We start from the raw sequence: 6,747 nt of genomic DNA, 5'->3' as shown, positions 1-6,747 counted from the left end.
CGCCCGCGGCAGCCGTGGTGAAGGACCAGGTCTTGTCCTGCGCCAACGCGTTACCGGCAACATCCTTCACGCCACCGGAGCCGCCCTTGATGACCGCCGTGTACGTCGTACCCGCCTTCAGGTCAGCGTTCGGGTTCAACGTCGCAACGTTGCCCGTATACGACACAACCGCGGACACAGGCGTCGCATTTGGCGGAACCGGCGCCGTCCCTTCGTACAACTCGAACGTGCTCGACGTGACCGTCGAGGAATCCATCGCCTCCGAGAACGTCCCCGTCGCGTTCGCCGTCACCGCCACACCGGTCGCACCAGCGGCCGGAGACGTACCCGTCACCGTCGGAGCCGTCGTATCAGCGCCACTGCTGGGATCGTAGAAGTGCCAGTACCGGCTTGTTGCGTTGACGTCGGCGAGCACCAGCAGACCGCTTTTCGCCGTGCCCCGCGCCGCACTGTTGAGGTTCTGTTTCGTTGACGTCACGTTGTGGACATACTGGTCGGCGTCCACGATGCGGGCTGTCTTCGCTGCTGTGAAGTCGATCTTGTTTAGCGGCGTTGACTTCTCGTAGATCGCGCCCCCGGAGGTGGTGCAGACGCCCGCGTTCGTCGTGCCGTTCGGCTTCGGATACGTGGCGAAGGTGCGCAGCATCTGCGTGCTCTCGTCAATCAGGACGATCACCCGGTTCGGGCACTCTGACACCGGCGCGATCGTGTGGTGCGACCACGTCGTACCGCTCAATTCCAGGAGCTGGATCAACGGCTGGGGCGCCGACGTGAACGACGTCTTGACGGCGGCGAAAACCCGGTCACCCGAGGAGTCCAGCCACTTCAAGTTCATATGGTCATCAGCGCTGCGCTGCCCCGAAACCGCCGCCACAGGAGTGCTCCATCCGGTGTTCGGGGCTCCGCTTGCACTGTCAGCACGGTAGCTCCAGTACATGCCGTCTGTGGCGTCACCGACCTGCCGGCTCCACATCAGCCCCATCTTGCCGGGTCCGAATGCGATCAGAGCCGATGTGTCGTCCACAGACACATTGCTTAGAGACGCAGGATGCTGGAACGGCGTTCCCCAGGTCTTGCCATCTGTGCCAGTGGCGTTCAGATAGATCTTGTTCCCCTGCTGCCACGTGGCCCACACCCGACCAGTCGAGTCCTTATCGATGGTCAGGACCTCAACTTTGTAGTTGTTGATCTGTGTGGAACTCAGCAGCGAGTAAGTCTTCGTACTTGAGTTGTAGCTGTAACGCCGCATCAAAGTCGGGAAGTTGGCCTCAGCAGGCAGACCGTCGTTGACGAACATGTGGCTCGCCACATACAACGTCGTCCCGTCCCACAACACGTCATGATGGGTGTTCGCCCGCGTCTCCGTCGCCACGCCCGTATTGACCCACGAGCCCGTCGCGGCATTGAGCCTGAAGATATGGAAATCCGAGCTGGCGGTGTCCCACAGGTTTCCCCACCAGAGCCCGTCGTTGAACCACAACGCACTCTCCGCCCGCTTCGTGCCCGTCGGCGTGCCCGTCCCCGAATGTGACGGACCCTCTACCCCGACATCACCCGCAGCAGCCGACGCCGCAACCGGGGCCACCAGGGCACCCACCGCAACCAGCAGTGCTGTCAGCAGTGCAAAGAGCCGCAGATTCCGCGAAGCGGGTGGACCGAAGCCAGCTACATCGGAGGAATCGTGCACGACCGCGCCTCCGCGCGCAAAACAGTGGTTCATTTCTTCATCCCTCCGACTCATTCGCGCTGTGAAATTCTGACGGTTCCGCTTTCACGCTTTCACTCACTGGACGTCCCTCCAGGCTGCCTCTATGCCAGCCGTGCTTCCCACGCGGGGCGTAACGTGGGCCAAGCGCCGGCCGCGCAGGTAGCCTGCGGCTGTGAAGGCCAGAACCGAAAGCACGGCACCGGCCCGTCCGAGTCCTCCCGGATCCCCGTTTCTGCCCCAGTCATAAAGCCCGGAAACAACGGCGCGTGGCAGGACCCTACGCACATACCGCCTTTCGGGTCCGAGCGCCCTTTTGTGGCCGACCACCTGGCTCACCTGGGCCTTTGACAGGCCTTCAGACCATGACCGGGACAGCATGTAGCGGAACGTGCCCCTGTTGGCCGGGACATGGTGGCGCACCACTGCGGCCGGTTCGTACACAATTCGGGAACCAGGCGAGCCCATCTTTGAGCGAATGCAGATCTCTGTTTCCTCGCATCCCAGGGGAATGGCACCCTGGCGGCCTAAAGCAAGGTTAAAACCCCCCACCTGGCGGAGTACCTCAAGCCGGAATGACATGTTTGCGCCAATAACGTTCCTGACCTCGCAGGCAACCCGTGGCATCCCCAGGTGGCTGCATCCAACGATCCAGTCCAGCTCCTCGCCGAAATAGCCGGGGCGGCCGGTTTCCCAAATAGGCTCCACCCGGCCACCGACGGCAAGGACGTCAGGATCGTCGTACATGGCCAGCAAAAGCTCAAGCCAGTTCGGTGCCGCTTCGGCGTCATCATCCAGGAAGGCGACGATGTCCGTATCAGCCAGGCCCACGCCGGTGTTGCGTGCCCCGGACAGACCCTGCGGCCCCGTGTTCTGGACGACCGTGACGTCATCAACCACCGAAAGAAGGCGTTCATAAAGATCAATGTTGTGGTCGATTACCAGGAGCACCTCCTGCGGACTGACGGTCTGTGCCCTGACGGATTCGATGACATCCAGCAGGTTCGCCCAGCGGTCCTCGGTGTAAGTGCAGATGACGACAGTGACGGTGGGCCTGCGAAAAGTCGTCATCTCAGGCTGCTTCCCGTAAGGAAAGGAGGCTCTGGGGGTCGGCGGGGGTCCGGGGGAAACTAACGTTTGCATATGCGTATTTGACGCGTCGCAGAGCCTCAGGACGGGCGCCGGCCGTGGGCGCCTCCCACAAGGCACACTCTCGGGCCATTGTCCCCAGCACACGCCAGCCGTCCCGGAACGTCTGCAGGTTCGAAGCCCCCGAGATGCGCTCCAGTTCGATACTCGGCACTTCTGCGATCCGAAGCCCCGCCTTGGCTGCCCTGACGATCAACTCCGTCTCAATCTCAAACCCGTCGGATTCAAGCTGGAGGACTTCCAGGCATTCACGCCTGAAGGCAATGTAGCCGTAGCAGAGATCCGAATAATTGCTGTGCAGCACCGCATTCGCCAAGGCCGTCAGTGCCCGGTTGCCCGTGCGCCGCAGCCAGGTGAGGTCCTCGGACCCGCCTCCGGTTACGTGCCGGGAACCTTTGACAAAGTCATAGTCGTGCTGGAGGGGGGCAACGAACCAGCCGATTTCCTGAGGGTCCATGCTGCCGTCGGCATCGAGCATGACGATGATGTCGCCGGCGGCTGCGGCGAATCCTGACCGGAGGGCTACGCCCTTTCCCTTGCGTTTTTCCTCCACGATCACGACATCCTCGCGGAGGGCCCGAGCAACCCCCACTGTGTTGTCCTGGGATCGGCCGTCCACGATCACTACCTCGTCCACGTACGAGGGCATTCGACGAAGCACCCAAGGCAGGTTCTTCGCCTCATTCAGTGTCGGGATTACTACGCTTACTGACGCTCTCGCTATCGACAACGTTGGCTCGGATAGCGTGTACGGAAGCTGGGTGGAAATGGACAAATGCCTCACCACTTCATGACATCGACGGAAACTGGACAATGCCGCACTCAGCTTGAAGCAAGTGCGCCACTAGCGCTTTATCCGGTCAAGGTCTTGTCTCTGGCCCCAGCAACTCATTAGCCAAGGACTCTGCCCGTGACGAAGAGCCTACTTTTGGTCCACCCGGGTATCACCAGTAGTGAGTACTCGCTTTTGTGTGGCCATCTTTCGGCCGATCAGTAAGTAACGGGGTTAACGAATGGTGAATTCGTTAGGTATAGGGGTTGTCCATCCCGTGAATGTTAATAGGTAGGGGGTTGGTTAAAGAGCCGTCCTGAAGAACACTTCCGTCACCGCGGCCAGCCGCCTGGGGTCCTCCACGCCGCACATCTCGCGCGCGGAGTGCATGGAAAGCAGCGGCACGCCCACGTCGACGGTCCGGATGCCCAGCCGGGTAGCCGTCAACGGCCCGATGGTGGAGCCGCAGGGGATCGCGTTGTTGGATACGAATTCCTGGTATGGCACCCCGGCCTCCGCGCAGAGCCGGGCCCACAAAGCCGCGCCGGGCGCATCCGTGGCGTAGCGCTGGTTGCCATTGATCTTCAGCAGCGGGCCGCCGTTGAGCACGGGATGGTTGGCGGGGTCGTGCCGCTCCGGATAGTTGGGGTGCACGGCGTGGCCGGCATCGGCGGACACACAGGACGAGGACGCCAGCGCCTGCCGCCGCTGGCTCACCGTGGCGCCGAGGCCGTCAGAGATCCGCACCAGGACGTCTTCAAGGACGGGTCCGCAGGCACCCGAGCGGGAGTTGGAGCCGAGCTCCTCGTGGTCGAACGCCGCCAGGACAGCGATGGGCGCGCCAGCGCCGTCGCCGGCGGGCGCGGAGGCATGCGCGATCAGCGCGGCGAGCCCCGCGTGCGTTGACGAAAGGTTGTCGAGCCGCCCGGAGGCGAAGAACTCACTGTTGCCCCCGAAAAGAGAGGGGGCCTGCGTGTCCGCAATGACGACGTCGTACCCGCCTATCTGCCCCGGATCGACGGATGCGCCGGCAACCGACGCCGCCAGCACGCCCAGCAGGTCGGAGTCTGAAGGATTTCCCAGCCCCCACACGGGATTCATGTGCCGCTGCTTGTCCAGGGTGAGCCCGTCGTTGACTGCCCGGTCCAGGTGGATGGCCAACTGCGGGAACCGGAGCATGGGCCCGGTGGCTGCCAAATGCTCGGTCCCGTCCAGCATCACCAGGCGGCCGGCCAGCTGCAGCTCACGGTCAAGCCACGAGTTCAGCAGCGGCCCGCCGTAGATCTCCACACCGGCCTGGAGCCAGCCGTGGGCGCCGGTGGTGGCCTTGGGCTTGAGCTTGAAGGTGGGCGAATCGGTGTGTGCGCCCAGGATATTGAACCCGGTGGCCGGTCCGGCGTCTTCGGGGACCACCCACGCGATCAGGGCGCCGTCGCGGATGATGAAGAAGGAACCGGGCCCGGCCTCCCACGGCTGCAGCTCATCCAGGCGGGTGAACCCGGCTTCCTCCAGTCGCCGGCCGCCCTCATGCGCAGCATGGAAGCTCGACGGCGATGCGCTGACGTAGGCGCCAAGGTCCTGGATGTGGTCTGCAGCAGAGGGAGGCAAAGGCATGGTCCCGAGTCTAGCGCCGGGCCTCCTCGACAGGTGCCGGCTCAGCCTCGGTTGCCACGTCCGGCTGGCCCGCGGTGGCCAGGCCCTTCCGACGGTAGCGCAGCACGCCCACCGCCACCACAACGGCGGCCAGTGCAATCGAAAGCAGCAGGGATTCCCGGGTGGACTCCACGATCACCATGCCGATCAGCAGGGCCACGATGCTGATGATCGCTGCCCACGTGAGGTAGGGGAAAAGCCACATCTTCAGCTGCAGGTCCTTTGCTGCGGCTCCCATGCGCTTGCGGAGGACCAGCTGCGAGGCGGAGATGACCAGCCAGACGAACAGCGCGATGGCTCCGGAGGTGTTGACCAGGAAGAGGAACACCGTGTCCGGGGCAATGTAGTTCAGGCCCACCGTGATGAAGCCGACCACGGTGGAGGCCAGGACCGCCGCAGCGGGAACGCCCCGGCGGGAGATGCGGGTCCATGCCCGCGGCGCGTCACCGCGGGTGGAGAGTGAGAACAGCATGCGGCTGGCGGTGTAGAGCCCGGAGTTCAGGCAGGACAGAACGGAGGTCAGCACCACGACGTCCATGATGGTTCCGGCGCCCGGGATGCCGAACAGTTCGATGACCGCTACGTAGGGGCTCTTGGCCACGGAGGCAGAGTTCCATGGAAGCAGGGTGACCACAACGGCGATGGAGCCGATGTAGAAGACCAGGATGCGCCATACGGTGGACTTCACGGCCTTCTTCACGGCGTCCACGGGGTTTTCGGATTCACCGGCGGCAATGGTGGCGATCTCGGCGCCGAAGAAGGAAAAGACCACCACGAGGATTCCAGCCAGGACAGCACCCGGACCGTTGGGCATGAAGCCGCCGTTGTTGATCAGGTTGCTCAGGCCGGGAGCCGGGACACCGGGGATGAGCCCCAGGATGGCGGCGGCGCCGAAGACCAGGAAGAGGACGATCGCCGCCACCTTGATGGACGCGAACCAGAACTCGAACTCGCCGAAGGACTTCACCGAGCCCAGGTTGGTGAGCGTCAGCAGCACCATGAGGACCAGGGCCCAAACCCACTGGTCAATGCCCGGCACCCAGCGGTGCATGATGGCTGCGCCTGCGGTGGCTTCGATGCCCAGGACGATGATCCAGAACCACGCGTAGAGCCAGCCGATGCTGAAACCTGCCCACCGGCCCAGTGCCTTGTCCGCATAGGTGGAGAATGAGCCCGTTTCCGGGTTTGCCGCGGCCATCTCCCCCAGCATGCGCATTACCAGGATGACCACCAGGCCCGCGGCAGCATACGCGACGAGGATACCGGGGCCGGCCTGTTGGATGGCGGCACCCGAGCCGACGAAGAGGCCTGCACCAATGACGCCGGCGATGGCGATCATGGACAGGTGCCTGGGTTTCAGGGACTTTGAGAGTTGCTGGTCAGCATGCATGGAAGTGCCGTCCTGTTGGGAAATAGCATGGGTTGAGCGATACGCCTTGGTGGTCCACCGGGGGACCGTGTGATGCAC

5 protein-coding genes are annotated in these 6,747 nt (G+C 63.6%); all 5 read right to left on the bottom strand.

Translation table 11 applies throughout. From position 1 onward, the window contains the following. Positions 1-1,720: Ig-like domain-containing protein (locus U7114_RS18220; protein WP_323058138.1), on the bottom strand; the 1,720-nt coding region annotated here is incomplete at its 3' end. A 63-nt stretch (positions 1,721-1,783) separates the two neighbouring features. After that, positions 1,784-2,776 (bottom strand): glycosyltransferase family 2 protein, encoded by a 993-nt coding sequence (locus U7114_RS18215; protein ID WP_321214817.1) that lies wholly within the window; start codon positions 2,774-2,776, stop codon positions 1,784-1,786. Between the two features lies 1 nt (position 2,777). Then, positions 2,778-3,638, bottom strand: coding sequence for a glycosyltransferase family 2 protein (locus U7114_RS18210; protein WP_323058137.1), 861 nt, complete (start codon positions 3,636-3,638; stop codon positions 2,778-2,780). Positions 3,639-3,929: 291 nt separating this feature from the next. Next, on the bottom strand, positions 3,930-5,240 hold the full coding sequence (locus U7114_RS18205) for a M18 family aminopeptidase (protein WP_323058136.1): 1,311 nt from the start codon (positions 5,238-5,240) through the stop codon (positions 3,930-3,932). Between the two features lie 10 nt (positions 5,241-5,250). After that, positions 5,251-6,669, bottom strand: a complete 1,419-nt coding sequence (locus tag U7114_RS18200) for an amino acid permease (protein WP_323058135.1) — start codon at positions 6,667-6,669, stop codon at positions 5,251-5,253. Between the last annotated feature and the right edge of the window lie 78 nt (positions 6,670-6,747).

The sequence above is a fragment of the Pseudarthrobacter sp. C1 genome (assembly GCF_034720455.1).
Taxonomy (GTDB): domain Bacteria; phylum Actinomycetota; class Actinomycetes; order Actinomycetales; family Micrococcaceae; genus Arthrobacter.
This window is presented reverse-complemented; position numbering and strand designations above follow the sequence as displayed.